We start from the raw sequence: 25,393 nt of genomic DNA, 5'->3' as shown, positions 1-25,393 counted from the left end.
CCATGTCAGCTCTGCCTCGGAACGTCCCTGCCAGTACCGACCTGCACCACGTGCGCTGGCTGCGCAGCAGCTACAGCACGGGGGCCAACAACTGCGTGGAGACGGCACGGCCGCGCTCCGGCCCCGCGGCCGGACTGCTCGCCGTGCGCGACTCGAAGAGGCCGGCCGGTCCCGCCCTGCTCTTCTCCCCCGAGAGCTGGACGGGATTCCTGACCGCACTCTGATCAGAAGCGATTCAGAACCGATTCAGAACCGATCAGCCCCTGACCGCTTTCGTGCGACGCACGGCCGTGTCACGCCGACTCATGGTCGTGTTTCGCCGATGACCCGTACAGCGCGTTCGATCTCCGCCCCGGACAGGTCCGCGCGGGCCGTCAGCCTCAGCCGGGAGATGCCGTCGGGCACGGAGGGAGGGCGGAAGCAGCCCACGGCCAGGCCTGCCGTACGGCAGTCGGCCGCCCAGCGCACCGCCTGCTCCGGGGACGGAGCCCGCACGGAGACCACCGCGGCGTCCGGACGCACCGCCTCCAGACCCGCGGCGGTCAGCCGTGCGTGCAGTTCCGCGGCCACCTCACGGGCCCGCGCCGCCCGTTCGGGCTCACGTTCCAGCAGCCGCAGCGCCGCCAGCGCGGCACCGGCCGCCGCCGGCGCCAGACCCGTGTCGAAGATGAACGTCCGGGCCGCGTTGACGAGGTGGTCGATCACCCGCGCCGGGCCGAGCACCACGCCGCCCTGACTGCCCAGCGACTTGGACAGGGTGGCCGTGACGACCACGTCCTCGGCGCCCGCGAGTCCGGCCGCCTGCGGGGCGCCCCGGCCGCCGTCGCCCAGCACGCCGAGCCCGTGGGCGTCGTCCACGACCAGTCCCGCGCCGTGCTCCCGGCAGGCCGCGGCCAGCTCGGCCAGCGGAGCCCGGTCGCCGTCCACGGAGAACACCGTGTCGGAGACGACGATCGCCGGACCCTCGTGCGTGGCCAGGGCCTTGCGCACGGCCTCGGGATCGGCGTGCCCGACGACCTGCCGCTCCCCCCGGGCGAGCCGGCAGCCGTCGATGAGGGAGGCGTGGTTGCCCGCGTCGGAGACGATCAGCGAGCCGTGCGGGCCGAGCGCGGTGACCGCGGCCAGGTTCGCGGCGTACCCGGAGGAGAACACCAGGGCCGCCTCGAACCCGCAGAACGCGGCCAGTGCCCGCTCCAGCTCGGTGTGCAGGGCGGTGGTACCGGTGACCAGCCGGGACCCGGTGGAGCCGCCGCCCCAGGTCCGGGCGGCCTCGGCCGCTCCCCCGGTGACCTCGGGATGGCGGGCCAGACCCAGGTAGTCGTTGCTCGCCAGGTCCAGCAGCGGCGAGTCGGCGGGGCGCGGGCGCAGGGTGCGGACGAGTCCCGCGCGGCGGCGCGCCTCGGCCTGCTCGTCGATCCAGCCGAACGCCATGGTTCCTCCGGTGCTTTTGTAGGTAGCGGACAGACCCTAGCGGCACGGCCGACCACCCAGGGTGTGGCAATACCCACACGGTGAACCGGCTCTGTTGTGCGAAGTCTCCTTGGCCCGGGGCGGTCCCGTAGGACAGGATCAAGCCTCATGGACCTGCTGAACACGCTGGTGGACAAGGGGCTTCGGCGCGAGCTGCCGACCCGCGAGGAAGCGCTCGCCGTGCTGGCCACCTCCGATGACGACCTGCTCGACGTGGTGGCCGCGGCCGGCAAGGTGCGCCGGCACTGGTTCGGGCGCCGGGTGAAACTCAACTATCTGGTCAACCTCAAGTCCGGCCTGTGCCCGGAGGACTGCTCGTACTGCTCCCAGCGGCTCGGCTCCAAGGCCGACATCCTGAAGTACACCTGGCTCAAGCCGGACGAGGCCTCCCAGGCGGCCGCGGCGGGCCTCGCGGGCGGCGCCAAGCGGGTCTGCCTGGTGGCCAGCGGGCGCGGTCCGACGGACCGGGACGTGGACCGGGTCTCCCAGACCATCAAGGCGATCAAGGAGCAGAACGAGGGCGTCGAGGTGTGCGCCTGCCTCGGCCTGCTCTCCGACGGCCAGGCCGAGCGGCTGCGCGAGGCCGGCGCGGACGCCTACAACCACAACCTCAACACGTCCGAGGGGACGTACGGGGACATCACGACCACCCACACGTACGCCGACCGGGTGGACACGGTGCAGAAGGCGCACGCGGCCGGTCTGTCCGCCTGTTCGGGTCTGATCGCGGGCATGGGCGAGAGCGACGAGGACCTGGTCGACGTGGTGTTCTCGCTGCGTGAGCTGGACCCGGACTCGGTGCCGGTGAACTTCCTGATCCCGTTCGAGGGCACCCCGCTGGCCAAGGAGTGGAACCTCACCCCGCAGCGCTGCCTGCGGATCCTGGCGATGGTCCGGTTCGTCTGCCCGGACGTCGAGGTCCGCATCGCGGGCGGCCGCGAGGTCCATCTGCGCACGATGCAGCCGCTGGCGCTGCACCTGGCCAACTCGATCTTCCTCGGCGACTACCTGACCAGCGAGGGCCAGGCCGGCAAGGCCGACCTGGAGATGATCGCGGACGCCGGGTTCGAGGTGGAGGGCGCCGGTGAGGTGACGCTGCCGGAGCACCGGGCGGCCGGCGGCGGGTGCGGCTCGCACGCCGAGGCGGGCTGCGGTGCGCACGCGGAGGCCGGGTGCGGTGCGCACGCCGAGGCCGGGTGCGGCTCCCAGGAGGGCGGCGGTGTCTGCGGTACGGCGGACGTGCCCGCCACGGCGCACGAGCCGCGCCCCGACCTCGTCGCGGTCCGCCGCAGGGGCGCCGGGACGGACCTCGCGCCCAATGCGTGACCTCGGTGTGCCGGAGCTGCTGGAGCTGGACCGGCGCCATGTGTGGCATCCGTACGGCCCGATGCCCGGGCGCGCGGAACCGCTCGTCGTGGAGGCGGCGAGCGGGGTCCGGCTGCGGCTGGCCGACGGTTCCGGCGAGCTGGTCGACGGCATGTCGTCGTGGTGGTCGGCCATCCACGGCTACAACCACCCGGTGCTCAACGAGGCCGTGCGCGAGCAGTTGGGCCGGATGAGTCATGTCATGTTCGGCGGGCTCACGCACGAGCCCGCCGTCCGGCTCGCGAAGCACCTTGTCGACATGTCGCCCGACGGCCTGGAGCACGTCTTCCTGGCCGACTCCGGGTCGGTGTCGGTCGAGGTCGCGGCGAAGATGTGCCTGCAGTACTGGCGCTCGCTCGGCCGGCCGGGCAAGCGGCGGCTGCTGACCTGGCGGGGCGGCTACCACGGCGACACCTGGCAGCCGATGTCGGTGTGCGACCCCGAGGGCGGGATGCACGAGCTGTGGACCGGTGTGCTGCCGCGCCAGGTGTTCGCGGACGCGCCGCCCACCGGGTACGAGGAGTCGTACGCGGACCATCTGCGCGAGCTGATCGCGCGGCACGCGGACGAGCTGGCCGCGGTGATCGTGGAGCCGGTGGTGCAGGGCGCCGGCGGGATGCGCTTCCACTCCCCCGCCTATCTGCGGGTGCTGCGCGAGGCGTGCGACGCGCACGACGTGCTGCTGGTGTTCGACGAGATCGCCACCGGGTTCGGCCGCACCGGCGCGCTGTTCGCGGCGGACCACGCGGCCGTCACCCCGGACGTCATGTGCGTCGGCAAGGCGCTGACCGGCGGCTATCTGACGATGGCGGCCACCCTGTGCACCGCGCGGGTCGCCGACGGCATCTCGCGGGGCGAGGTGCCGGTGCTCGCGCACGGCCCGACGTTCATGGGCAACCCGCTGGCCGCGGCCGTGGCCTGTGCCTCCATCGAGCTGCTGCTCGGACAGGACTGGCTCGCGGAGGTCAAGCGGATCGAGGCGGGGCTGCGCGCGGGCCTGGCGCCGGCGCGCGAACTCTCCGGGGCGCGGGACGTCCGCGTCCTCGGGGCCATCGGGGTCGTCCAGCTCGACCACGCGGTCGACATGCGGGCCGCGACGGACGCCGCCGTGCGGGAGGGCGTGTGGCTGCGCCCGTTCCGCGACCTGATCTACACGATGCCGCCGTACGTCACCTCGGACGAGGACGTGGCACGGATCGCGCGCGCGGTGTGCGCCGCGGCGCGGGAGGGATGACATGCCGGTACTGGTGATTTCGGGGACGGGCACGGAGATCGGAAAGACCGTGACCACCGCCGCCGTCGCCGCCGCGGCGCTCGCGGCCGGGCGCTCGGTGGCCGTGCTGAAGGCCGCCCAGACGGGTGTACGGCCGGACGAGCGCGGGGACGCCGACGAGGTCGCGCGGCTCGCCGGTCCGGTCACGGCCGGCGAACTCGCCCGCTTCCCCGAGCCGTTGGCGCCGGGCACGGCGGCCCGGCGGGCCGGGATGGCGCCGGTGCATCCGCACGAGGTGGCCGAGCGGGCCGCCAAGCTGGCCACCGAGCACGATCTGGTGCTGGTCGAGGGGGCGGGCGGGCTGCTCGTCCGGTTCGACGCGGCCGGCGGCACGCTGGCCGACGCGGCCGCGCTGCTGGGCGCGCCGGTGCTGGTCGTCGCGCAGGCCGGGCTCGGTACGCTCAACGCCACGGAGCTGACGGCCCGCGAGCTGCGGCGTCGTGAACTGGAGCTGGCGGGCGTGGTGATCGGCAGCTGGCCCGAGGCCCCCGATCTGGCCACCCGCTGCAACGTGGCCGACCTGCCGGAGGTCGCCGACGCCCCGCTGCTCGGCGCGCTGCCCGCGGGCGCCGGGGCGCTGCCGCCCGCTCGGTTCCGTACGGCGGCGCCGGGCTGGCTCGCTCCCCGGCTGGACGGCACCTGGGACGCGGAGGCGTTCCGGATCCGGGCGGCGCCGTAGCCCCCGCACTCGTGCGCCGTCCCTGTCCGCCGGCGGGCGGCGCGGGTGCGCCGGGCCGTCCCGGGGGAGACTCTCCCCCAGGGACGTGTCGTCCAGGGAGGTTGCCATGCGGCTGCTGTCCACCCGCTCCGGCCAGATGGCGCGGAGTCCCGTAAGTCATCCGCTGTTCGCCCGTTGCTACGCCCGGATCAGCGTGGGCGCCGAGTCCCGGCTGGGGATGGCCGGGGTGCGGGAGCGGCTGCTCGCCGGGCTGTCCGGGCGGGTGATCGAGATCGGCGCGGGCAACGGGCTGAACTTCGGGCACTATCCCGGGGCGGTCGCGGAGGTCGTCGCGATCGAACCGGAGCCGCTGCTGAGGAAGTTGGCGCTGCGGGCCGCGCTGCGCGCCCAGGTGCCGGTCGACGTGGTGCCGGGCGCGGCGGAGGCCCTGCCGGTCAAGAGCGAGGCGTTCGACGCGGCCGTGCTGTCGCTGGTGCTGTGCAGCGTGCGGGATGTCGAGCGGGCGCTCGGCGAGGTACGACGGGTGCTCCGGCCCGGCGGCGAGGTGCGGTTCTTCGAGCACGGGCGGGGCGGCGGCCGGGCGATGACGCTGACCCAGCAGGCCCTGGACCGCACCCTGTGGCCGGCGCTGGCCGGTGGCTGCCATCTGTCCCGGGACCCGGTCGCCGCGCTGCGCGCCGCCGGGTTCCGCCTCGGCCCGCACCGGCGGGTGATGCTGCCCGAGCACGGTCCGGCGCTGCCGGCCTCGTACTGCTCGCTCGGGGTGGCGTGGCGGGAGGACGAGCCGGACGCCCGCTGATCAGATGCTCCAGCCGCGCAGTTCCCGGGCGATGTCGTCCACGCTCGCCGCTCCGTCCTTGACCAGCCGGGCCAGGTCCCGGACCTGCTCGGGGGTGGGGGTGACCTTCTCGCCACTGGCGACCAGGTAGGCGTAGGCGACCGCCGAGGCGAACAGCGCGTTGGAGCGTTCCAGCGCGGGCACGTGGATCAGCAGCTGGAGCAGGGAGGCGGCGCGGGTGTGCGGGGTGTCGTAGACGGGCACGCCGAATATCTCGGCGCGGTGCCGGGCGACGGCGGCGACCAGGGCGCCCCAGTCGGTGACCTGCGGATCCCCCGGGGTCCTCTGTTCGGCGAGCATGAGCAGCCAGGCGAGATCGATGCTGAGCTCGTTCAAGGGATCAGCGGCGGCCTTCACCGGCGTCGGCGGAGCGGGTCTCGGCGAACTCCTCGGCGAACACGGCCTCGTACTGCTTCATGAAGTCGGCGGCGGCCTCCACGAAGGTGCGGCCCGCCTCGCCGGTGTCCTGTCTGACCAGCTCTTCGATGTAGCGGTTGACGCTCATGCCGCGGGCCAGGGCGCGCTCGCGGGCCGCGCGGGCGGTGCCCTCGTCCACGCGCACGTTCAGCTGGGTCTTCGCCATGCCTCGACGCTAGCGCCGGAATGCTAGCGGCGGCAAGGGCGCACGGAGGCGCTGCGCCGGGCGCGCACGTCCCCTACGCTCGCCCGCACGGGTGGTGCCCTACGCTCGCCCGGACGGGCAGTGCCTCGCACGCGCCCGGGACGGGCTGTACCGGAGACCGGGAGGCGGTCTTGTCGACACCTGCTGCGCAGCACGTACCCGACCGCGCGCCGGACGGCGGGATCGCGGCCCGCGCCCGCGGGCTGACCAAGGCGTACGGCTCGGGGGAGACGGCCGTGCTCGCCCTGGACGCGGTGGACGTGGACATCGCGCGGGGCCGGTTCACCGCCGTGATGGGCCCCTCGGGGTCCGGGAAGTCCACCCTCATGCACTGCCTCGCGGGCCTCGACACCGTCACGGCCGGTCAGGTCTGGCTCGGCGGCACCGAGATCACGGGGCTGCGGGAGCGGGAGCTGACCCGGCTGCGGCGGGACCGGATCGGGTTCATGTTCCAGTCGTTCAACCTCATCCCGACGCTGACCGCGGCCGAGAACATCACGCTTCCGATGGACATCGCGGGGCGCAGGCCCGACCCGCGCTGGCTGGACCAGGTCATCGACAGGCTCGGGCTGCGGGACCGGCTGGGGCACCGGCCGGCCCAGCTGTCCGGCGGTCAGCAGCAGCGCGTCGCGTGCGCGCGGGCGCTGGCCTCCCGGCCCGAGCTGATCTTCGCCGACGAGCCGACCGGCAACCTGGACTCGCGGGCCGGCCTGGAGGTGCTGGGCTTTCTGCGCGGCGCCGTGGACGGCCTCGGGCAGACCGTCGTCATGGTGACGCACGACCCGGGTGCCGCCGCCCATGCCGACCTGGTGCTCTTCCTCGCCGACGGGCGGATCGTGGACGAGATGCCGGGGCCGACGGCGGAGGCCGTGCTGGAGCGGATGCGTGTCTTTCCCGGGGGGAACCCCCAGACCCCCGAGGTCGACGTGGTCCGTGGCCGGCCCGGTGACGGCCGCACCGCCCAGGAGGACTGATCCGGTGCTCAAGGCGACCCTGCGGAGCTTCCTCGCGCACAAGGGGCGGCTGGCGCTGTCCGCGCTGGCCGTGGTCCTGTCCGTGGCGTTCGTCGCGGGCAGCCTGATCTTCTCCGACACCGTCACCCGCACCTTCGACCGGCTGTTCGCCTCCACCGCCGCCGATGTGACGATCCGGCCCAGGGAGGACCTGCGGTCGGCCCGGACGAGCGGCCAGGTGCAGACCCTGCCGGCCGCCCTGCGGGACCGGGTGGCCCGGGTCGACGGGGTGGCGGCGGCCCGCGCGGAGGTGTCCGTGCAGAACGTGGTGGTGGTCGACCGCCGCAACCGGTCCGTCGGCCCGACCACCGGCGCCCCCACCATCGCCGCCGCCTGGTACGCGACCGACCGCAGCCCGGTACGGCTGACCTCGGGTCGCGCGCCGCGCGGGGCGGGCGAGGTGCTGCTGGACGCGGACACGGCCGGCAAGCGGCACGTGCGGATCGGTGATCCGCTGACCGTGCAGGCGCAGCCGGGTTCCCTCCGGGTCCGGGTCGTGGGCATCGCCACCTTCACCACGACCAATCCGGGCGCGGCCCTGGTCTACCTGGACCCGGTGGTGGCCGGCCGGGCGCTGCTCGGCTCGTCCGCGCGGGCGACCGGCATCGCGGTGGACGCGGCGCGGGGCGTGTCCGACGCGGACCTCGGGCGCCGGATCGGCGCGGCGCTCGGCACCCGGACGTACGAGGTGAAGACCGCCGCTGAACAGGCCAAGTCGGCAGCGGCGACGCTCGGCACGTTCCTCGACGTCGTCAAGTACGTGATGCTGGGGTTCGCCGGCATCGCCCTGCTGGTCGGCGTGTTCCTGATCGTCAACACGTTCTCCATGCTGATCGCCCAGCGGACCCGGGAGCTGGGTCTGCTGCGGGCGCTCGGCGCGGACCGGCGGCAGGTGCGGCGCTCGGTGCTCACCGAGGCGCTGCTGCTGGGCCTGGTCGGCTCGACACTGGGGCTCGCCGCCGGAACAGGGCTGGCGTTCGGACTGATCCGGCTGATGAGCGCGTTCGGGATGAACCTGAAGGCCACGGAGATGGTGATCGGCTGGGGGACGCCGGTCGCGGCCTACGTCGTCGGTCTCGGCGTCACCTTCGTGGCCGCCTATCTGCCCGCGCGGCGCGCCGCGGCGGTCTCCCCGATGGCCGCGCTCGCCGACGCCGAGGTGGCCGGTGTGGGGAGGCCGTTGAAGGCGCGGGCGATCGCCGGGGCGGTGGTCGGGGCGGCCGGGGCGGCGGCGCTCGCCGGGTGCGCGACGGCGACGCGGACCGCGCGGGCCGCCTCGCTGCTGGGTGCCGGTGTCGTCCTGACCCTGGTCGCGACCGTGGTGGCGGGTCCGCTGCTGGTGCGGCCGGTGATCCGGGTGCTGGGCGCGGGCTTCCCCGCCCTGTTCGGCGCGGTCGGCCGGATGAGCCGGCGCAACGCGTTGCGCAATCCGCGCCGGACGGGCGCCACGGCCGCCGCGCTGATGGTGGGCCTGGCCCTGGTCGGCGGGATGTCGGTGGCGAGCGCCTCGATGTCCGCGTCGTTCGACCGGCAGATCGACCGGACGCTGGGCGCCGACTTCGTCGTCCAGAACGCGAACTTCACGCCGTTCACCCGGCAGATCGCGGACCGGGTGGCCGCGACGCCCGGGGTCGGACTCGTCGTGGCGCAGCGGCTCACGCCGATCGCCGTACGGCTGCCGGACGGCCGGCGGGTGACGACGGTCGCGGCCGGATACGGCACCCGGCTCGACGACGTCGCCCACCTCACCTACGCGCGGGGCGGCTCGGCGGCCGCCCTGGCCGACGGGCACCTCGCCCTGGACGCCGACTACGCCGCGGAGCACGGTGTGCGCGTGGGCAGTGTGCTGCCGGTCACGTTCCCGGGCGGGCGCCGGGCGGAGCTGACCGTCGGGGCGCTGACCGACCAGGAGCAGGCGGAGGGCTTCGGCACGCGGGGCGGCATCTTCTTCGGCCTGGCGACGCTGGAGAAGTACGTGCCGGACGGGCAGGACGCCGCGCTCTACGTCAACGCGGCCCCCGGCACCGACCCGACGGACCTGCGGCCCCGCCTGGAACGGGCGCTCACGGCCTTCCCACAGGTCCAGGTGCGTGACCAGGCCGACTACAAGGACCTGGTGCACGACCAGATCGCGGTGCTGCTGTACCTGGTGTACGCGCTGCTCGGGCTGGCGATCGTCATCGCCGTGCTCGGCGTGGTCAACACCCTCGCACTGTCGGTGGTGGAGCGGACCAGGGAGATCGGGCTGCTGCGGGCGATCGGGCTGGGGCGGCGGCAGTTGCGCCGGATGATCCGGCTGGAGTCGGTGGTGATCGCGGTGTTCGGGGCGGTCCTGGGACTGGGGCTGGGGCTCGTGTGGGGCGTGTGCATGCAGCGGGTGCTGGCCCTGCGCGGGCTGACGGCGCTCGCCGTCCCCTGGGGCACGCTCGTGGCGGTGGTGATCGGCTCGGCGGTGGTGGGCGTGGTCGCGGCCCTGCTGCCGGCGCTGCGGGCGTCGCGGATGAACGTGCTGGCGGCGATCGCCCACGAGTGACCATGGCGGCGAGCCGTTCGGGTTCTCGGCCTGACCGTACCGGAGCCGTCCATGGAGGCGTTCACGGAGGCGTTCGCGCCGGTGCCGGGCCGGCTGCGCGAGGAGGAGTCCGCCTGACGGAAACCCCGTGCCCGGCGGGGCGTACGCGAGCAGGATGATCACATGACTGATCTCCGTATACGTGCCGCCGTTCCCGACGACCTCGACGCCGTCCTCGCCTTCTGGAAGACGGCCGCCGAGGGCACCAGCATCAGCGACGACCGCGCCGGGGTGGAGCGGCTGGTCGACCGCGACCCCGAGGCGCTGATCCTGGCGGAGCTGGACGGTGAGCTGGTGGGCACGGTGATCGCCGGCTTCGACGGCTGGCGGTGCCATCTGTACCGGCTCGCGGTGCACCCGGAGCGGCGGCGGCAGGGCATCGGCTCGGCGCTGCTGGCCGCCGCCGAGGAACGCTTCGTACGGCTCGGGGGGCGGCGCGCGGACGCGATGGTGCTGGTCCGCAACGAGACCGCGCACCACGCCTGGGGTGCGGCCGGGTACGGGCCGGAGGAGCACTGGCGGCGCTGGGTGAAGCCGCTCGCGGACTGAGATCCGAGGGCTTCTTTGCCCATCCTTTACCCTTGAGGGAGCACTCGGCCCTCTATGAAAGGTTGTGAGCGTCCGCCCATGGGCGAGCCTCCCAGTCCGCGACACCGCGCGTTCTTCCCTGCCCTGTCCGATCATGGGACGGGGGTGACCCGATGACCGAAGTGCTCCTCCTCCTGGTGGCGATCCTGCTCTCGCTGGCCTGCGGCGCCTTCGTGGCGGCGGAGTTCTCCCTGACCACGGTGGAACGCGGCGAGCTGGAGCGGGCCGCCGCGCGCGGCGAGCGCGGTGCCGCGGGCGCCCTGAAGGCCGTACGGAACCTGACGTTCCAGCTCTCCGGCGCCCAGCTCGGCATCACCGTCACCAACCTGGTCGTCGGCATGCTCGCCGAGCCGTCGATCGCCAAGCTGCTCGCCGGGCCGTTCCGGGCGGTGGGCCTGTCCCGGGGCGCGGCGAGTTCGGCCGCGCTGGTGCTGGGCACGGCCCTGTCGACGGTGGTGCTGATGGTCGTCGGCGAGCTGGTGCCGAAGAACTGGGCGATCTCCTCGCCGCTGGCCGTGGCCAGGCGGGTGGGCAGCGCGCAGCGCTGGTTCAGCGCGGTCTTCCGGCCCTTCATCACCCACCTGAACAACACCGCCAACCGGTGCGTGCGCCGGCTCGGCATCGAGCCCGCCGAGGAGCTGGCCTCCGCGCGCGGGCCGCAGGAGCTGGCCGCTCTCGCCCGGCACTCCGCCAAGGAGGGCGCGCTGGAGCCGGACACCGCCGAGCTGTTCGTGCGGACGCTGAACCTGGCCGACCTCACGGCCGAGAACGTGATGACCCCGCGGGTCCAGGTCGTCGCCCTGGACACGCAGGCGACCTGCGAGGACGTCGCCAACGCCACCCGGGCCACCGGCCTGAGCCGGTTCCCGGTCTACCGGGGCAGCCTGGACTCCGTCGTCGGCACCGCCCACATCAAGGACGTGCTGGCCGTCCCCGCGGACCAGCGGCGCCACCGCACGGTCGCGCAGGTGATGCGCGAGCCACTGCTGGTGCCCGAGTCGCTGACCGTCGACCGGCTGCTCGACCGGCTCGGCGGCCGGCGCACCATGGCCGTCGTCATCGACGAGTACGGCGGTACGGCCGGCGTGGCCACCCTGGAGGACATCGTGGAGGAGGTCGTCGGCGAGGTGCGGGACGAGCACGACCCGCACGAGACGCCCGACCTCGCCCCGGCCGGCGCGGACGAGTGGGGCCGCGCCCTGTACGCGGCGGACGGCGCCGCCCGCACCGACCAGCTCGCGCGCGTGGGCCTGCGCGTGCCCGAGGGGCCGTACGAGACGCTGGCCGGCCTGGTCGCCACCGAGCTGGGCCGGATACCCGCCGTGGGCGACAGCGTCGAGGTGGCCGGCTGGCGGCTGGACGTGGTCGACGCCTCGGGCCGCCGGGCCGCGCGGGTGCTGCTGCACGCACCTCTGGACGACGAGCGCACCGAGGGGGCCGGCGGGATACGCGGGGCTGACGGGACCGGCGGGACACACGGAACTCGCGGGACCCGCGGGACGCGGGAGGGCACGCGATGACCGCCGTACAGCTGCTGATCGGTCTGGCGACCCTCGTCGTCAACGCCTTCTTCGTGGGCGCCGAGTTCGCGCTGATCTCCGTGCGCCGCTCGCAGATCGAGCCGCTGGCCCAGGAGGGCGACCGGCGCGCGCGGAGCGTGCTGTGGGGCCTGGAGCACGTCTCGGCCCTGCTGGCCGCCGCCCAGCTGGGCATCACGCTGTGCACGCTGGTCCTGGGTGTGGTCGCCGAGCCGGCGATCGCGCATCTGCTGGAGCCGGTGTTCCACGCGGTGGGCGTGCCCGTGAGCGCGGGGCACGCCGTGTCCTTCGTGATCGCGCTGGCCCTCGCGACGTATCTGCACATGCTGCTCGGCGAGATGGTCCCCAAGAACATCGCGCTCGCCGAACCGGTGCGCAGCGCGCTGCTGCTCGGCCCGCCGCTGGTCGCGCTGTCCCGGGCGCTGCGCCCGGTGATCTTCGCGATCAACGCCTTCGCCAACGGGCTGCTGAAGCTGCTGCGGGTGGAGGCGAAGGACGAGGTCTCGGCGACCTTCACGGACACCGAGCTGGCCGAGATCGTCAAGGACGCCAGCGAGGCGGGCCTGATCGACAACCGTGCGCAGGAACGGCTGCACGACGCCCTGGAGCTGGGCAGCAGGCCGGTACAGGACGTGGTGGTGCCCCTGCAGCGGGTCGTCTACGCCCGCGTGGGCGTCACCCCGGAACAGCTGGAGCGTCTGTCGGCCGAGTCCGGCTTCTCCCGGTTCCCGGTGGTCGACACCGGCCGCCGCATCGTGGGCTACCTGCATGTCAAGGACGCGCTGGACGCCTCGCCCCGGGACGTGCCGTTCCGGCTCCGGGACATGCGCCCCATCGCCCGCGTCCGGGAGGGCACCCCCCTGGACGACGTCCTCACCGCCATGCGCGGCGGCCGCACCCACCTCGCGGCCGTCCTCGGCAACGACGGCCGCCTGGCGGGCCTGGTGACGATGGAGGACGTCCTGCGCCAGCTGTTCGGACAGCCCGCGCAGGGATGAGACAGGGCCTACCGACCGGCAGGTATTGGCCTCGGGATACCATCTCTGTCGCCATGCAGACGTATCCCGCATCTCCTGCGTACACCAGCCTGGTCGCGGTCGGCGACTCGTTCACCGAGGGCATGTCGGACCTGCTGCCCGACGGCTCCTACCGGGGCTGGGCCGATGTGCTCGCCGGGCGGATGGCCGCGCGCACGCCCGGTTTCCGGTACGCCAACCTCGCCGTGCGCGGGAAGCTGATCGGGCAGATCGTCGACGAGCAGGTGGAGGTGGCGGCGGCGATGAACGCCGACGTCGTCACCCTGGTCGGCGGGCTCAACGACACCCTGCGCCCCAAGTGCGACATGGGCCGGGTCCGGGACCTGCTCACCGAGGCCGTGGAACGGCTCGCGCCCTCCTGCAAGCGGCTGGTGCTGATGCGCAGCCCCGGCCGCCAGGGCCCGGTGCTGGAACGGTTCCGGCCGCGCATGGAGGAGCTGTTCGCCTGCGTGGACGAGCTGGCCGCCCGGCACGGCGCCGTCGTGGTCGACCTGTACGGTGCGCCCGCGCTGGCCGACCCGCGGCTGTGGGACGTGGACCGGCTGCATCTGACGGCGGAGGGGCACCGCCGGGTCGCCGAGGCGGTGTGGCAGACGCTCGGCTACGACCCGGAGGACACCGCGTGGCACGTGCCGATGCCGCCGACGGCCCCGCCGGGCTGGCTGATGCGGCGGACCGCCGACGTGCGGTTCGCCCGTCAGCACCTGCTGCCCTGGATAGGCCGCCGCCTGACCGGCCGCTCCTCCGGCGACGGCCGCCCGCCCAAGCGCCCGGAACTGCTGCCGTACGAGGGCCGGGCGTAGCCCGTCACCGCTGACTCCCCCTGTCAACTCCCGAATTCCAGTGCCGTGACGCGACTGGCCGGCCGGGGCGCAATGGAGGCACGGGGCCGCTCGGGCCTCGGCAGCCATGGAGGTGTGGGAGTGAGTCAGACGCCGAACCGTACGAACCGGCCCGCCTCGCGGGTCGCACTGCACCGGCAGATCGTCGCCCTGGCAGGGTTCGCGATCTGTATCGTCACGCTGCTCGTGGCGGGCCCCCGGGCGGTGGACACGCCGGTCGGCCCGTCGTCCCCCGGTACCGGGTCCGCCACCGGTACCCCGGCCTTCCCGGACGACGGCGCCTCCGGCGGGAGCGCCAATGTCTACGTCGCCCCCGGCCAAGCCGTCGAGGAGAGCGCCACCACGCCGACCACCGCCGCGAACGTGCTGACACTCGTGATCGCCGGCGTGTCGGGCACCGGCGGCTTCCTCAGCGGGGTCGCGGCCCTGCTCACCGTGCGGCAGAGCGCCCGCCAGGCACGCCCGCAGCAGGACGGGCCCTCCGGGCGGGTGCCGGCCGCCGCCACCGACGTGACGGGGCTCTCGTAGCTTCGTCCGACCGCACCCATGGCGTTGGCCTGCACAAACCGCCAGTAGAATCTGGACACGTGACTTCTGCGCCCGCCAAGCCCCGCATCCCGAACGTCCTCGCCGGACGCTACGCCTCCGCCGAGCTCGCCACGCTCTGGTCCCCCGAGCAGAAGGTGAAGCTGGAGCGGCAGCTCTGGCTCGCCGTGCTGCGGGCCCAGAAGGACCTCGGCATCGAGGTCCCGGACGAGGCGCTCGCCGACTACGAACGCGTCCTCGACACCGTCGACCTGGCCTCGATCGCCGAGCGCGAGAAGGTCACCCGGCACGACGTGAAGGCGCGGATCGAGGAGTTCAACGACCTCGCCGGGCACGAGCACGTGCACAAGGGCATGACCTCCCGTGACCTCACGGAGAACGTCGAGCAGCTGCAGATCCGGCTGTCGCTGGAGCTGATGCGCGACCGTACGGTGGCCGTGCTGGCCCGTCTCGGGAAGCTCGCGGGCGAGTACGCCGAGCTGGTGATGGCCGGCCGCTCGCACAACGTGGCCGCCCAGGCCACCACCCTGGGCAAGCGGTTCGCCACCGCCGCCGACGAGCTGCTCGTCGCCTACGGCCGCGTCGAGGAGCTGCTCGGCCGCTACCCGCTGCGCGGCATCAAGGGCCCGGTCGGCACCGCGCAGGACATGCTGGACCTCCTCGGCGGCGACGCCGGCAAGCTCGCCGAGCTGGAGAACCGGATCGCGCAGCACCTGGGCTTCGCGCAGGCCTTCACCTCCGTCGGCCAGGTCTACCCGCGCTCGCTGGACTACGAGGTCGTCACCGCGCTGGTGCAGCTGGCGGCGGCACCCTCCTCGCTGGCCAGGACGATCCGGCTGATGGCCGGGCACGAGCTGGTCACCGAGGGCTTCAAGCCGGGCCAGGTCGGCTCCTCGGCGATGCCGCACAAGATGAACACCCGCTCCTGCGAGCGTGTCAACGGCCTCATGGTCATCCTGCGCGGCTACGCCTCGATGACCGGCGAGCTGGCGGGCGACCAGTGGAACGAGGGCGACGTGTCCTGCTCCGTGGTGCGCCGGGTGGCCCTGCCGGACGCCTTCTTCGCGCTGGACGGCCTGCTGGAGACGTTCCTGACCGTCCTCGACGAGTTCGGCGCCTTCCCCGCCGTCATCGCCCGTGAGCTGGACCGCTACCTGCCCTTCCTGGCCACCACCAAGGTGCTCATGGGCGCCGTGCGGGCCGGGGTCGGCCGCGAGGTCGCGCACGAGGCGATCAAGGAGAACGCCGTGGCCACCGCGCTCGCGATGCGCGAGCAGGGCGCCGAGCGCAACGACCTGCTCGACAAGCTCGCCGCCGACGAGCGCCTGCCGCTCGACCGGGAGCGGCTGGCCGCGCTGATGGCCGACAAGCTCTCCTTCACCGGTGCCGCCGCCGACCAGGTCGGCGCGGTCGTCGGCCGGATCGAGGAGATCGTCAAGCAGCACCCGGAGGCCGCCGGCTACACCCCCGGAGCGATCCTCTGACCCGCCTGACCAAGGCGGACCTGGAGGCCGCCCGCGACCGCCTCGTCCCGGACGTGGTCGCGGACGGCCTCCGAGTGCTGTTCTGCGGCATCAACCCGGGGCTGATGACGGCCGCGACCGGCCACCACTTCGCCCGTCCCGGCAACCGGTTCTGGCCGGTGCTGCACCTGTCCGGCTTCACGCCCCGGCTGCTGAAGCCGGCCGAGCAGCGGGAGCTGCTCTCCTACGGGCTCGGCATCACCAACGTGGTGGCGCGGGCCACCGCGCGGGCGGACGAGCTGACCGCCGAGGAGTACGCCGAGGGCGGGCGGCTGCTGACCGCCAAGGTGACGCGGCTGCGGCCGAGGTGGCTGGCCGTGGTCGGCGTGACCGCGTACCGGGCCGCCTTCGGTGACCGCACGGCCCAGGTCGGTCCGCAGGAGCGGACGATCGGGGACACCCGGGTGTGGGTGCTGCCCAATCCCAGCGGGCTGAACGCGCACTGGACGGCGGCGACGATGGCGGAGGAGTTCGCCCGGCTGCGGGAGGCGGCGGACGTGCCCGGTCAGGGCGGGTCGGTATCCGTCACTATCCCGAGCAGCTGAAACGGCAGCTCCTTGTCCCACTGGGAGACCCCGAGGGCGACCCAGCGGCCCGCCTCCGGCACCCGCCACAGGTGGACGTCCGGGACGTGACCGCTGAGCCCGGCCCAGGGCTCCGCGACGTCCTCGCCCGCCATGGTCCGGTCGAGCACGCTGTACAGGCTGAACTGCTGCGGCCGGCCCCACCGCTCCCCCAGCCGCTCCGCGAGGCCGTCCCGGTCGGCCTCGTACTGCGCCTCCGTCTCGTCCCGTTCGCTGCCGTCGTCCTCCCAGAACTCCTCGCTCGTCTGTAAAGCGGCTATGTGATAGCCGGGCCCGCTCTCGCCGTGCTCCGTCCTGCCGTGCGCCGCCGGGAACTCCCGGGCGCACAGCAGGTCGATGAGGGCCAGGCACTTCGCGATGTCCATGGGATCCAGTAAAGCCGGGGCCACTGACAATTGGCGGTCCGTCAGCTGCCCGCCCGCTGTCAGGCGTCCCTGCGTCCGACACTCCACCCGCCCGCCGCCAGGGCCGCCGCCGTCCACAGCGCGGTCACCGCGAGCCCGCTCCAGGGGCCGAGGGCGCCGTCCGGGCTGCTGTGCAGGGCCACTTGGCCCGCCCGGTCGGGGAGGAAGTCGGCGGCGCCGCCGGACAGGTCGCCCACCACGAAGGACACGATCAGCAGGAACGGGATCAGCACGGAGAGGGTCGCGACCCCGCTGCGCAGCACGGCCGCGAGTCCGGCGGCGAACAGGGCCATCAGCGTCAGGTGCAGGCCGCAGCCGACCGCGCCGCGCACTCCCTCGCCCCAGCCGGGTGCGGACGCGCCGAGTGCCGCCCGGCCCAGCAGGAGCGTGACGAACCCGGTGAGCAGCCCGACGGCCAGCGCCGGCAGGGCGATCGCCGTCGCCTTCGCGGCGAACCAGCGCCCCCGGTCGGGCACCGCCGCCAGGGTCAGCCGCAGGGCGCCGCCCCGGAACTCCGACGAGACGGCCGTCGTACCGAAGGCGATCGCGGCGACCTGGCCGAAGCTGATGCCGAAGAACACCGAGAACAGCGGGTCGGAGTCGTCGGCGTCGGCCGAGGCGAGCGCCGCCGACGGGGCGGTGGCGACGAGGATCGCGGCCAGGGCGCCCAGCAGGGAGCGCAGGGAACGGATCTTGATCCACTCGGCGTGGAGCACGGGTGCGAAGGGCATGGTCAGGCCTCCTGACGGGATGCGGTGAACTCGGCCTCGGCAGCGGTCAGATCGAGGTAGGCCTCCTCCAGGGTGGCTTCCCGGGCGGCGAGTTCCAGCACGGGGACGCCCGCCTCGGACATCAGCCGGCCGATGTCGTCCACGCGCGCGTGCCGTACGGTCCACGTCCCGTCCTCGTCGCGGGAGGCGTCGTGGCCGTGCCGGGCGAGGAGGTCGCCGAGGGCGGCGGGGTCGGTGGTGCGGATGCGGACCTGGGGCTGTACGCGCGCGTGGATGAAGTCCTGGACCGGTGTGTCGGCCAGCAGGCGGCCCCGGCCGAGGATCAGCAGGTGGTCGGCGAAGGCGGCGGTCTCGCCCATGAGGTGGCTGGAGACGAGGACCGTACGGCCCTCGGCGGCGAGCCGGCGCAGCAGTGTGCGGATCCAGATGATGCCTTCGGGGTCGAGGCCGTTGGCGGGTTCGTCGAGCAGCACCACCTCGGGGTCGCCGAGCAGGGCGGCGGCGATGCCCAGCCGCTGGCGCATGCCGAGGGAGTACGTCCGCACCCGGCGCCGGGCGGCGGCGGCGAGACCGGTCTCCTCCAGGACGGTGTCGACCCGGCGGGCCGGGACGCGGTTGCCCGCGGCGAGGGCCAGCAGATGGTCGCGGGCGGTGCGCGAGCCGTGCGCGGCGCGGGCGTCGAGCAGGGCGCCCACCCGGCGCAGGGGGTCGCGGAGGCCGGCGTAGGCGCGGCCGCCGACGGTGGCGGTGCCGGCGGTGGGCCGGTCGAGGCCGAGGACGAGGCGGAAGGTCGTGGACTTGCCGGCGCCGTTGGGGCCGAGGAAGCCGGTGACCCGGCCGGGGCTCACGCGGAAGGTGAGCTGGTCCACCGCCCGCCGGCCGCCGTACTCCTTGGTGAGGTCTCGTACGTCGATGCTGGTCATGGCAACAGCCTGGCCGGGCGGGGCGCTCGGCTCCTCCCCCGCCGGTGGAGACCGTCTCCCCCGTGCGGGGGAGGTCCGTTGTCGGTGCCGCCTGCGACGATGACGTCATGGCTCGCCTTCTGCTCCCGCTGCTGCGCGGGACGACGTACACGCGCCTGCTGCACCTGTGGGTGCCGATGCTGGTGGTCAGCGTCTGGCTCTTCGTCGACCCGTCGACTCCCTGGGTGCCCGCGCTGCTGCTCGTCCCGCTCGGCCTCGTGCCCGCGGTGCGGCGGGGCGAGGGTGTCCAGGCGCGGCTGCTGCTCACGCCGGGCGAGCCGGAGCCGGGCATCTCGGGGGCGCCGGCGGTGACCTGGCGGGACCGGCTGCGTACGGTGCTGTGGCTGGAGCTGCGCATGCTGCTCGGCGCCGCGGCCGTGTTCGCCTCGGTGTGGCTGCCCATCCTCTGCTTCGAACTGGTGCGGTGTGCCTGGGGCGGGGCGCCGGACGGGGTCCCGCTGCTGGACCGGCTGCCGCCGCACCGCGCCTGGGCCCTGCTGGCTCCGCTGCCGCTGCTCGCCCTGTACGGCGCGGTCGTCGGGCTCGGCGAGCTGGTGACGGCCGCCGCGCGCCGGCTCCTCGGGCCGTCGGCGGCCGAGCGGCTGGCCGCGCTGGAGGAGCGCACCGGGCAACTGCTGGAACGCACCCGGATCGCCCGGGAGTTGCACGACTCGATCGGGCACGCCCTGACGGTGGCGGTGGTGCAGGCGGGCGCCGCGCGCGCGGCCGGTGATCCGGAGTTCACCGACCGGGCGCTGGGCGCCATCGAGGAGGCCGGCCGGGCCGCACTGGAGGACCTGGAGCGGGTGCTGGGCGTGCTGCGGGAGGCCGAGCGGCCGGTGAGCGCGCGGCCCACGCTGGCCGACGCCGGCCGGCTGCTGGAGTCGGCGCGGGTCTCCGGCGCCAAGGTCGACGCCGAGGTGACGGGACCGGTCGAGGGCGTGCCGGACCCGGTGTCCCGCGAGGGCCACCGCATCCTTCAGGAGGCGCTCACCAATGTGCTGCGGCACGCGGGAGCCGTGCCCGTCCGGGTCCGGGTCGCGGTCACCGACCGACTGCTCACCCTGGAGGTCCGCAATCCGCTGCCCGGGCCGATACCCGGCCCCGGGCGGGGCAGCGGCCTGCGCGGCATACGCGAGCGGGCCGCGCTGCTCGGCGGCACCGCCCGGACCGGCCCGGACGAGGGCGACTGGCAGGTGCGGGCGGAGCTGCCGTTCGGCTGATCTAGGCTGGCCGGATGCCGGTCACCGTACTCCTCGTCGACGACGAACCCCTGGTCCGCGCGGGTCTGCGGGCCGTGCTGGAGGCGCAGCCCGACATCGAGGTGGTGGGCGAGGCGGCCGACGGCGCGGCGGTGGTCCCGCTGGTACGGCAACTGCGGCCGGCCGTGGTGGCCATGGATGTACGGATGCCGCTGATGGACGGGATCGAGGCCACGCGCGCGGTGCTGCGCACCGTGCCGGAGCCGCCGAAGATCCTCGTCGTGACCACCTTCGAGGACGACCGGTACGTGTACGAGGCGCTGCGTGCGGGCGCCGACGGGTTCCTGCTGAAGCGTGCCCGTCCGGCCGAGATCGTGCACGCGGTGCGGCTGGTCGCGGAGGGCGAGTCGCTGCTGTTCCCGGCCTCCGTACGGCGACTCGCCGTCCGGTACGGCGACGGTGACCGGCCGGCGCGGGCCGCCCTGGAGCGGCTGACCGAGCGGGAGGCGGAGGTGCTGCGGCTCATGGCCCGGGGACTGTCGAACGCCGAGATCGCCGCGCGGCTGTTCGTGGGCGCGGAGACGGTGAAGTCGCATGTGAGCGCGGTCCTGGCCAAGCTGGGCGCGCGGGACCGCACCCAGGCGGTGATCGCGGCCTACGAGTCGGGGTTCGTGGAGCCGGCCTGAACGGAGCCGGCCTGACCGAAGGGTCCGGCCGCGGGCGGAACCCGGCACTCGCCGGGGGTGGCCGGGCCGAGTACGATCCGGCCAACACGCCCGCGAGCTGGGAGGACGGACGGTGGGGCAGCTGACCGGCGGCGATCCCTCGCTGCTGCGAAGGATCAATTCCGCGGTGGTGCTGCACGCGCTGCGTGCCACGGACTGCGCGACGCTCACCGAGATCACCCGGGTCACCGGACTGTCCCGGCCGACCGTCGAGGGCGTCGTGGAGGGGCTCATCGAGGGCGGCCTCGTGGTGGAGGCGGCGGCCGACGACGGCGGCGCCCGCCGGCAGGGGCGGCCCGCCCGGCGGTTCCGCTTCCGGGCCGAGGCGGGCCATCTGCTGGGCCTGGAGATCGGACCGCACCGCGTCGCCGCGCTCCTGTCCGACCTGGACGGACGGGTGCTGGGCGCGCAGGCCAAGGAGGTCGACGAGAAGGCACCGGCGGACGAGCGGCTCGACCGGCTGCGCGGCGCGGTCGCCGAGCTGCTGCGCCGGGCCGGGGTGGCACGCAGCTCGCTGCGGGCGGTGGGCGTGGGCACGCCGGGCATCGTGGAGGCCGACGGCACGGTACGGCTGGGCACGGCCCTGCCGCAGTGGACGGGCCTGAAGCTGGGCGAGCGGCTGAGCCGTTCGTTCCGCTGTCCGGTGCTGGTGGAGAACGACGCCAACGCGGCGGCCGTGGCCGAGCACTGGAAGGGCGCGGCGACCGAGACGGACGACGTGGTGTTCGTGCTGGCCGGGCTGAGCCCGGGGGCCGGCTCACTGATCGGGGGGCGGCTGCACCGGGGTTACGGCGGGGCGGCCGGGGAGATCGGCGCGCTGCATCTGCTGGGCCGGGAGGCTACGCCGGAGGCGCTGCTGTCCACCACCGACGAGCCGCTGCACCCGCTGGACGAGCAGGCGGTCGCCGAGGTGTTCGCGCTGGCGAGGAAGGGCGACCAGCGGGCTCGGGCGGCCGTCGAGCGGTTCATCCAGCGGCTCGTGCACGACGTCGCCGCGCTGGTGCTGGCGCTCGATCCGGAGCTGGTGGTGATCGGGGGCTGGGCGGCGGGTCTGGACGGTGTCCTGGAGCCGCTGCGGCGCGAACTCGCCCGGTACTGCCTGCGGCCGCCTCGGGTCGCGCTCTCCCTTCTGGGAGAGGCTGCCGTGGCGACCGGGGCGCTGCGGTTGGCTCTGGACCATGTGGAGGAGCAGCTGTTCGCCGTAGAGGGCTCGGTGACCGCACGTCGGTGACGGGAGCGCCGGGTGCGGTCCCGTGCGGGGGCGGCGCCGTTTGCGGCTGGTCGCCCCCGCCCGGTGTCAGGAAGCTCGCTTCTCCGGGTCGTGGTGTATCTCCACCCCCGCCGACTCGCCGAACGTCAGCCGGCAGGTGTCGGCTCGGTAGGTGGCGATCGAGAGGGCGGCCGTGCGGCCCCGGGCGAAGAAGCGGGTGGTGACGACGAGGACCGGGGAGCCGGGGAGCCGGTCGAGTTCCCTGGCGTCGTCCGCGCGGGCGGAGCCCAGTTCGACGGCGCGGTCCTCGCCCTCCAGCGGCAGGTGCTGCAACTCGCGCAGCACCGCACGCGCGCGTGCCGCGCCGGACGGGGCGTCGATCGCGGTGAGGCCGGGCACCGAGGCCGCGGGGATGTAGAGCAGTTCGGTGGCGACCTGCTGGCCGTGGGACATGCGGGTGCGGCGGACGGTGTGGACGGTGTCGTCCGGGCCGGTCTCCAGGGCGGCGGCGACGGTCGCGGGCGGTGTCGCCCGGACGCTGTCGACGGGCTGCCAGGCGTCTCCGGCGGCGCCGGGCCAGGCGTGCTGTTCGGTGCCGACGGACACGCCCACGCGCGGGGGCGCGACGGTCGTGCCGACTCCGCGGCGGCGCTGCAGCCGGCCCTCCAGCTCCAGCTGTTCGAGGGCCTGCCGGAGCGTCGCGCGGGCCACGCCGAAACGGGCCGCGAGGTCGCGCTCGTTGGGCAGGATCTCGCCGACCGAGAACTCCGAGTCCAGTGCCTCGGTGAGCACGGTCTTGAGATGCCAGTACTTCGGTTCCGGTACCGATTCCAGCTGCGTGGTCCCCACCCTGTCCTCCGCAAGAGCCGTGGTCCGGCGGTTTTTGGCGCCCTTGTTTATTAAAGGTTGTTGCACTTCTCTGCGACCATAGGGCGACCGTCACCCTTGGTCAAGACCAATCCGCACGACAGAGCCCCCGTCGTACGACGGGGGCTCGCGGGTGGGACGGTGGGCCGGGCCGCCGGCTCAGTCGCCGGTGAGGTGCCGGAGCTTGTCCGGGTTGCGGACGACGTAGACGGCGGTGACCCGGCCGTCGGCGATGTCCAGCTGGAACAGGCTGTCGGGCTTGTCGTCGACCAGGACCAGCACGGCCGGGCCGCCGTTGACCTCCAGGGGCTGGACGGACAGCCCCGCCGGGAGTTTGCTCGCGGCGCCGATGAGGAAGCGGGCGACCTTGTCGGCGGTGTGCAGGGTGCGCAACGGCGCCTTGGCCTTGCCGCCGCTGTCGCCGACCAGCCGGACGTCCGGGGCGAGCAGGGACATCAGCCCCTGCAGGTCGCCCTCGGCCGCGGCGGCGAGGAAACGCTCGGTCAGGTCGCGGCGCCGGGCGGGGTCGACCTCGTACCGCGGGCGCCGTTCCGCCACGTGCCGGCGGGCCCGTCCGGCGAGTTGCCGTACCGCGGGCTCGGCGCGGTCGAGCAGCGCGGCGATCTCGGCGTACGGGTAGCCGAAGGCCTCCCGGAGCACGAACACGGCCCGCTCCAGCGGGGACAGGGACTCCAGGACGACCAGGACGGCGAGGGAGACCGTGTCGGCGAGCACGGCGCGGTCCGCGGAGTCGGGGGCGGTGTCGGCGAATTCGGTGAGGTACGGCTCGGGCAGCCACGGCCCGACGTACGCCTCGCCGCGCGACTGCACCTGGCGCAGCCGGTCGATGGCCAGCCGGGTGGTGATGCGCACCAGGTAGGCGCGCGGTTCGCGGACCTCGGTGCGGTCGGCCTGGTACCAGCGCAGCCAGGCCTCCTGGACCACGTCCTCGGCGTCGGCGACCCGGCCGAGCATGCGGTAGGCGACTCCCATGAGCAGGGGTCGGTGCTCTTCGAAGACGTCGGTGGCTGGGTCTGCGGTCACGGGTCCATCCCATCCGACACGCCCTGCGCTGTCCACCCGGAATGCCCGGCTCCGGGGGCGGTGCGGATCACAATGACCGCGGACCGCCGGCGGGCGGCGGCCGGTGACCGTGAGGTGGGCGATGCGGTACGCGGTGCTGGGCACGGGCGAGGTGGGCCGTACCCTGGCCGGCCGGCTGCTGGAGCTGGGCCACGAGGTGACCCTCGGTTCGCGCACCCGGGACAACCCGGTGGCGGTGGAGTGGGCGACGGCCGAGGCCGGGCGGGCCCACGCGGGGACGTTCGCGGACGCGGCGGCGGCGGGCGAGGTGGTCGTGAGCGCGGTGGGCGGCCGGGTCGCGCTGGACGCGCTGCGGGCGGCGGGCGCGGAGCACCTGGACGGCAAGGTGCTGGTGGACGTCTCCAACCCGCTGGCGTTCGAGGACGGGCAGCCGCGGCTGGACCCGGTGGAGTCGGACAGCGTGGGCGAGCAGATCCAGCGGGCGTTCCCGCACGCGCGCGTGGTGAAGACGCTGAACACGGTCAACTGCCGGGTGATGGTGGATCCGGGGCGGGTGCCGGGCGAGCACCAGCTGTTCGTGTGCGGGGACGACACCGGGGCGAAGGAGCAGGTGACGGCGTTGCTCGGGGAGTTCGGCTGGCCGGCCGGGCGGGTGCTGGACCTCGGCGGGATCCGCTCGGCGCGCGCGGTGGAGATGTATCTGCCGCTGTGGCTGACCCTGTTCCGCCGCTTCGGGGACGCGGACTTCAACATCGAGGTCCGCCGGCCGGGTTGAGAGGCGTGGGGCCCCCAGGGGCTACCCGCTGGTAGTAATTGCTGACAAGCTGTCTACGGCGTCCGTCAGCAGCCCAGACGAGGAGCACCCCATGTCCGCCACCGCCTCCTTCACGGTCCCCGCCCCGCACGGCCCCAGCGACGTCACCGTGTCCTACGCGCGCGTGGGCCGCGGCGAACCGCTGGTCCTGCTGCACGGCATCGGCCATCACCGGCAGGCCTGGGACCCGGTCGTGGACATCCTGGCGACCGAGCGCGAGGTGATCGCCGTCGACCTGCCGGGCTTCGGCGCGTCCCCGGGACTGCCGGACGGCCTGGCCTACGACCTGCCCACCACCAACGCCGTACTCGGCGCCCTGTTCGAGGCGCTGGAGCTGGACCGCCCGCACGTCGCCGGCAACTCGCTGGGCGGGCTGCTCGCGCTGGAGCTGGGCCGGGAGAAGCTCGTACGGTCCGTCACCGCCCTGTCCCCCGCCGGTTTCTGGTCCGAGGCCGAGCGGCGGTACGCCTTCACGGTGCTGCTCGCGATGCGGGGCATCGCCCAGCGGCTGCCGCTGCCCCTGGTGCAGCGGCTGTCCCGTACGGCGGCCGGCCGTACCGCGCTGACCAGCACCATCTACGCCCGTCCCGGGCGCCGTTCGCCGGAGGCGGTGGTCGCCGAGACGCTCGCGCTCGTCGGGGCGAGCGGATTCGAGGCGACCCTGCGGGCGGGCGCCGCCGTCCGCTTCACCGACGACCTGCCGGGCCTGCCGGTCACCGTGGCCTGGGGCACCCGGGACCGGATCCTGGTGCGCCGCCAGGGCGTCCGCGCCAAGCAGCTGATCCCGCACGCCCGGCTGGTCCGGCTGCCGGGCTGCGGCCACTGCCCGATGAACGACGACCCGGCGCTGGTGGCGCGGGTCATCCTGGACGGCAGCCGCTGACCGTCGCCCCCGACCGCCCCTTCAGCCGACTGGAGTTCACTTCCGGTTCGCGTGCGCGCCT

Annotated in this window: 26 protein-coding genes and 1 pseudogene; 19 read left to right on the top strand and 8 right to left on the bottom strand. The window is 74.2% G+C overall.

Going from position 1 to position 25,393, the window contains the following annotated elements; genetic code table 11:
• Positions 1-2 precede the first annotated feature (2 nt).
• Positions 3-224, top strand: a complete 222-nt coding sequence (locus ACZ4U1_RS18170) for a DUF397 domain-containing protein (protein ID WP_467904333.1) — start codon at positions 3-5, stop codon at positions 222-224.
• Between the two features lie 79 nt (positions 225-303).
• On the opposite strand, the gene ACZ4U1_RS18165 is transcribed toward ACZ4U1_RS18170, so the two are convergent.
• Positions 304-1,431, bottom strand: a complete 1,128-nt coding sequence (locus ACZ4U1_RS18165) for an 8-amino-7-oxononanoate synthase (RefSeq protein WP_467904331.1) — start codon at positions 1,429-1,431, stop codon at positions 304-306.
• Between the two features lie 147 nt (positions 1,432-1,578).
• Here ACZ4U1_RS18165 and bioB point away from each other — a divergent pair, with 147 nt between their 5' ends.
• The 4 genes from bioB to ACZ4U1_RS18145 all read left to right on the top strand — a co-directional run bounded on the left by bioB (position 1,579) and on the right by ACZ4U1_RS18145 (position 5,586).
• Complete coding sequence (gene bioB, locus ACZ4U1_RS18160) at positions 1,579-2,796, top strand: biotin synthase BioB (RefSeq protein ID WP_467904329.1); 1,218 nt, start codon at positions 1,579-1,581, stop codon at positions 2,794-2,796.
• Positions 2,789-4,069 carry an adenosylmethionine--8-amino-7-oxononanoate transaminase gene (locus ACZ4U1_RS18155; RefSeq protein ID WP_467904328.1) on the top strand — a complete coding sequence of 427 codons (1,281 nt, stop codon included), beginning with the start codon at positions 2,789-2,791 and terminating at the stop codon, positions 4,067-4,069. Before bioB ends, ACZ4U1_RS18155 begins: the two co-directional genes overlap by 8 nt.
• Before the next feature lies 1 nt (position 4,070).
• Positions 4,071-4,787: a dethiobiotin synthase gene (gene bioD / locus ACZ4U1_RS18150; RefSeq protein ID WP_467904326.1), complete on the top strand. Its 717-nt coding sequence runs from the start codon at positions 4,071-4,073 to the stop codon at positions 4,785-4,787.
• Between the two features lie 106 nt (positions 4,788-4,893).
• A complete protein-coding gene (locus ACZ4U1_RS18145) occupies positions 4,894-5,586 on the top strand; it encodes a class I SAM-dependent methyltransferase (RefSeq protein WP_467904324.1) in 693 nt (230 codons plus the stop codon).
• On the opposite strand, the gene ACZ4U1_RS18140 is transcribed toward ACZ4U1_RS18145, so the two are convergent.
• Together ACZ4U1_RS18140 and ACZ4U1_RS18135 are read right to left on the bottom strand one after the other, a co-directional pair.
• A complete protein-coding gene (locus ACZ4U1_RS18140; RefSeq protein ID WP_467904322.1) occupies positions 5,587-5,961 on the bottom strand; it encodes a fic family toxin-antitoxin system, toxin component in 375 nt (124 codons plus the stop codon). It lies immediately after the preceding gene.
• A gap of 4 nt (positions 5,962-5,965) precedes the next feature.
• Positions 5,966-6,208, bottom strand: coding sequence for a toxin-antitoxin system HicB family antitoxin (locus ACZ4U1_RS18135; protein ID WP_467904320.1), 243 nt, complete (start codon positions 6,206-6,208; stop codon positions 5,966-5,968).
• A gap of 170 nt (positions 6,209-6,378) precedes the next feature.
• On the opposite strand from ACZ4U1_RS18135, the gene ACZ4U1_RS18130 reads away from it, so the two are divergent.
• The 9 genes and pseudogenes from ACZ4U1_RS18130 (at position 6,379) to mug (ending at position 16,451) form a co-directional block, all read left to right on the top strand.
• Positions 6,379-7,221 (top strand): ABC transporter ATP-binding protein, encoded by an 843-nt coding sequence (locus ACZ4U1_RS18130; protein WP_467904318.1) that lies wholly within the window; start codon positions 6,379-6,381, stop codon positions 7,219-7,221.
• A 4-nt stretch (positions 7,222-7,225) separates the two neighbouring features.
• Positions 7,226-9,793 carry an ABC transporter permease gene (locus tag ACZ4U1_RS18125; RefSeq protein WP_467904316.1) on the top strand — a complete coding sequence of 856 codons (2,568 nt, stop codon included), beginning with the start codon at positions 7,226-7,228 and terminating at the stop codon, positions 9,791-9,793.
• A 141-nt stretch (positions 9,794-9,934) separates the two neighbouring features.
• Positions 9,935-10,381 (top strand): annotated as a pseudogene (locus ACZ4U1_RS18120) (GNAT family N-acetyltransferase); the annotation flags it as partial.
• A gap of 152 nt (positions 10,382-10,533) precedes the next feature.
• On the top strand, positions 10,534-11,940 hold the full coding sequence (locus tag ACZ4U1_RS18115; protein WP_467904314.1) for a hemolysin family protein: 1,407 nt from the start codon (positions 10,534-10,536) through the stop codon (positions 11,938-11,940).
• On the top strand, positions 11,937-12,956 hold the full coding sequence (locus tag ACZ4U1_RS18110; protein WP_467904312.1) for a hemolysin family protein: 1,020 nt from the start codon (positions 11,937-11,939) through the stop codon (positions 12,954-12,956). The genes ACZ4U1_RS18115 and ACZ4U1_RS18110 overlap by 4 nt, the downstream gene beginning before the upstream one ends.
• A 53-nt stretch (positions 12,957-13,009) precedes the next feature.
• Entirely contained in the window at positions 13,010-13,798 is a 789-nt protein-coding gene (locus ACZ4U1_RS18105; RefSeq protein WP_467904310.1) for an SGNH/GDSL hydrolase family protein, read from the top strand.
• 120 nt (positions 13,799-13,918) lie between these two features.
• Positions 13,919-14,365, top strand: a complete 447-nt coding sequence (locus ACZ4U1_RS18100) for a hypothetical protein (protein WP_467904309.1) — start codon at positions 13,919-13,921, stop codon at positions 14,363-14,365.
• Between the two features lie 59 nt (positions 14,366-14,424).
• Positions 14,425-15,867 (top strand): adenylosuccinate lyase, encoded by a 1,443-nt coding sequence (gene purB, locus ACZ4U1_RS18095; protein ID WP_467904307.1) that lies wholly within the window; start codon positions 14,425-14,427, stop codon positions 15,865-15,867.
• 53 nt (positions 15,868-15,920) lie between these two features.
• Positions 15,921-16,451 (top strand): G/U mismatch-specific DNA glycosylase, encoded by a 531-nt coding sequence (gene mug, locus ACZ4U1_RS18090; protein ID WP_467904305.1) that lies wholly within the window; start codon positions 15,921-15,923, stop codon positions 16,449-16,451.
• Here the strand turns inward: mug and ACZ4U1_RS18085 are convergent.
• The 3 genes from ACZ4U1_RS18085 to ACZ4U1_RS18075 are packed head-to-tail and all read right to left on the bottom strand — an operon-like array spanning position 16,412 to position 18,548.
• Positions 16,412-16,855, bottom strand: coding sequence for a hypothetical protein (locus tag ACZ4U1_RS18085; protein WP_467904303.1), 444 nt, complete (start codon positions 16,853-16,855; stop codon positions 16,412-16,414). The two genes, mug and ACZ4U1_RS18085, sit on opposite strands and share 40 nt — an antisense overlap.
• A gap of 59 nt (positions 16,856-16,914) precedes the next feature.
• Positions 16,915-17,625, bottom strand: a complete 711-nt coding sequence (locus ACZ4U1_RS18080; RefSeq protein WP_467904302.1) for an ABC transporter permease — start codon at positions 17,623-17,625, stop codon at positions 16,915-16,917.
• A 2-nt stretch (positions 17,626-17,627) separates the two neighbouring features.
• Positions 17,628-18,548 carry an ATP-binding cassette domain-containing protein gene (locus tag ACZ4U1_RS18075; RefSeq protein WP_467904301.1) on the bottom strand — a complete coding sequence of 307 codons (921 nt, stop codon included), beginning with the start codon at positions 18,546-18,548 and terminating at the stop codon, positions 17,628-17,630.
• 107 nt (positions 18,549-18,655) lie between these two features.
• On the opposite strand from ACZ4U1_RS18075, the gene ACZ4U1_RS18070 reads away from it, so the two are divergent.
• The 3 genes from ACZ4U1_RS18070 (at position 18,656) to ACZ4U1_RS18060 (ending at position 21,745) form a co-directional block, all read left to right on the top strand.
• Positions 18,656-19,810 carry a sensor histidine kinase gene (locus ACZ4U1_RS18070; protein WP_467904299.1) on the top strand — a complete coding sequence of 385 codons (1,155 nt, stop codon included), beginning with the start codon at positions 18,656-18,658 and terminating at the stop codon, positions 19,808-19,810.
• 14 nt (positions 19,811-19,824) lie between these two features.
• Complete coding sequence (locus ACZ4U1_RS18065; RefSeq protein WP_467904297.1) at positions 19,825-20,475, top strand: response regulator; 651 nt, start codon at positions 19,825-19,827, stop codon at positions 20,473-20,475.
• Between the two features lie 112 nt (positions 20,476-20,587).
• Complete coding sequence (locus ACZ4U1_RS18060; protein WP_467904295.1) at positions 20,588-21,745, top strand: ROK family transcriptional regulator; 1,158 nt, start codon at positions 20,588-20,590, stop codon at positions 21,743-21,745.
• A gap of 66 nt (positions 21,746-21,811) precedes the next feature.
• On the opposite strand, the gene ACZ4U1_RS18055 is transcribed toward ACZ4U1_RS18060, so the two are convergent.
• The gene (locus tag ACZ4U1_RS18055; protein WP_467904294.1) at positions 21,812-22,573 is read right to left on the bottom strand and encodes a GntR family transcriptional regulator; all 762 of its coding nucleotides are present in this window, start codon (positions 22,571-22,573) and stop codon (positions 21,812-21,814) included.
• 177 nt (positions 22,574-22,750) lie between these two features.
• Positions 22,751-23,635: an RNA polymerase sigma-70 factor gene (locus ACZ4U1_RS18050; RefSeq protein ID WP_467904292.1), complete on the bottom strand. Its 885-nt coding sequence runs from the start codon at positions 23,633-23,635 to the stop codon at positions 22,751-22,753.
• Positions 23,636-23,756: 121 nt separating this feature from the next.
• Here ACZ4U1_RS18050 and ACZ4U1_RS18045 point away from each other — a divergent pair, with 121 nt between their 5' ends.
• Both ACZ4U1_RS18045 and ACZ4U1_RS18040 read left to right on the top strand, forming a co-directional pair.
• Entirely contained in the window at positions 23,757-24,410 is a 654-nt protein-coding gene (locus ACZ4U1_RS18045; protein WP_467904291.1) for an NADPH-dependent F420 reductase, read from the top strand.
• A 91-nt stretch (positions 24,411-24,501) separates the two neighbouring features.
• Positions 24,502-25,332, top strand: a complete 831-nt coding sequence (locus tag ACZ4U1_RS18040; protein WP_467904289.1) for an alpha/beta fold hydrolase — start codon at positions 24,502-24,504, stop codon at positions 25,330-25,332.
• Positions 25,333-25,393 lie beyond the last annotated feature (61 nt).

Source organism: Streptomyces sp. NPDC028928 (assembly GCF_055564915.1).
Note: the sequence above shows the minus strand (reverse complement) of the source record. Positions and strands in the feature narration are given on the sequence as shown.

What these genes read in the sequence shown, in the direction of transcription:
- ACZ4U1_RS18170 (WP_467904333.1), top strand. Translation starts at nt 3, where the DNA reads ATGTCAGCTCTGCCTCGGAACGTCCCTGCCAGTACCGACCTGCACCAC.
- ACZ4U1_RS18165 (WP_467904331.1), bottom strand. Translation starts at nt 1,431, where the DNA reads ATGGCGTTCGGCTGGATCGACGAGCAGGCCGAGGCGCGCCGCCGCGCG.
- bioB (WP_467904329.1), top strand. Translation starts at nt 1,579, where the DNA reads ATGGACCTGCTGAACACGCTGGTGGACAAGGGGCTTCGGCGCGAGCTG.
- ACZ4U1_RS18155 (WP_467904328.1), top strand. Translation starts at nt 2,789, where the DNA reads ATGCGTGACCTCGGTGTGCCGGAGCTGCTGGAGCTGGACCGGCGCCAT.
- bioD (WP_467904326.1), top strand. Translation starts at nt 4,071, where the DNA reads ATGCCGGTACTGGTGATTTCGGGGACGGGCACGGAGATCGGAAAGACC.
- ACZ4U1_RS18145 (WP_467904324.1), top strand. Translation starts at nt 4,894, where the DNA reads ATGCGGCTGCTGTCCACCCGCTCCGGCCAGATGGCGCGGAGTCCCGTA.
- ACZ4U1_RS18135 (WP_467904320.1), bottom strand. Translation starts at nt 6,208, where the DNA reads ATGGCGAAGACCCAGCTGAACGTGCGCGTGGACGAGGGCACCGCCCGC.
- ACZ4U1_RS18115 (WP_467904314.1), top strand. Translation starts at nt 10,534, where the DNA reads ATGACCGAAGTGCTCCTCCTCCTGGTGGCGATCCTGCTCTCGCTGGCC.
- ACZ4U1_RS18110 (WP_467904312.1), top strand. Translation starts at nt 11,937, where the DNA reads ATGACCGCCGTACAGCTGCTGATCGGTCTGGCGACCCTCGTCGTCAAC.
- ACZ4U1_RS18105 (WP_467904310.1), top strand. Translation starts at nt 13,010, where the DNA reads ATGCAGACGTATCCCGCATCTCCTGCGTACACCAGCCTGGTCGCGGTC.
- ACZ4U1_RS18085 (WP_467904303.1), bottom strand. Translation starts at nt 16,855, where the DNA reads ATGGACATCGCGAAGTGCCTGGCCCTCATCGACCTGCTGTGCGCCCGG.
- ACZ4U1_RS18080 (WP_467904302.1), bottom strand. Translation starts at nt 17,625, where the DNA reads ATGCCCTTCGCACCCGTGCTCCACGCCGAGTGGATCAAGATCCGTTCC.
- ACZ4U1_RS18075 (WP_467904301.1), bottom strand. Translation starts at nt 18,548, where the DNA reads ATGACCAGCATCGACGTACGAGACCTCACCAAGGAGTACGGCGGCCGG.
- ACZ4U1_RS18070 (WP_467904299.1), top strand. Translation starts at nt 18,656, where the DNA reads ATGGCTCGCCTTCTGCTCCCGCTGCTGCGCGGGACGACGTACACGCGC.
- ACZ4U1_RS18065 (WP_467904297.1), top strand. Translation starts at nt 19,825, where the DNA reads ATGCCGGTCACCGTACTCCTCGTCGACGACGAACCCCTGGTCCGCGCG.
- ACZ4U1_RS18045 (WP_467904291.1), top strand. Translation starts at nt 23,757, where the DNA reads ATGCGGTACGCGGTGCTGGGCACGGGCGAGGTGGGCCGTACCCTGGCC.
- ACZ4U1_RS18040 (WP_467904289.1), top strand. Translation starts at nt 24,502, where the DNA reads ATGTCCGCCACCGCCTCCTTCACGGTCCCCGCCCCGCACGGCCCCAGC.